The sequence below is a fragment of the Gluconobacter aidae genome (assembly GCF_009547075.1).
In the GTDB taxonomy this organism is placed as follows: Bacteria; Pseudomonadota; Alphaproteobacteria; order Acetobacterales; family Acetobacteraceae; genus Gluconobacter; species Gluconobacter aidae.
Genome location: NZ_WIPH01000121.1, coordinates 1 through 267 on the forward strand (window position 1 = coordinate 1; position 267 = coordinate 267).

General features: G+C 55.4%; 1 protein-coding gene. It reads left to right on the forward strand.

Translation table 11 applies throughout. The features are described 5' to 3' along the window. Positions 1–33: 33 nt before the first annotated feature. The coding region (locus tag GFJ39_RS13990; RefSeq protein WP_153432067.1) for a hypothetical protein at positions 34–267 on the forward strand (234 nt) is incomplete at its 3' end.

Here is a 267-nt window from a genome sequence, read left to right on the forward strand (position 1 = left end):
ATGGCCCAGCAGGCGCTCCAGATGGCAGCGTACATGCAGCAGGTCGATAATTTTCTAGACATCATCGCAGGACATTTTGAGCAGACCGATGCTTTCCTCACCGGCTTGAAGCAGACGCAGGCTGTGAGTACGGCCGTCACGAAGACCCGCGAGACTATGCTTCGTGACGAGATTGCAGGGCTTCGCAAACTGGTCGTCGATATCAAAGCTTCAAGCGGTGCTTTAACGCCGGTGCCTGCCCTCTCTGTCGAAGAGGAGCAAGAAGAC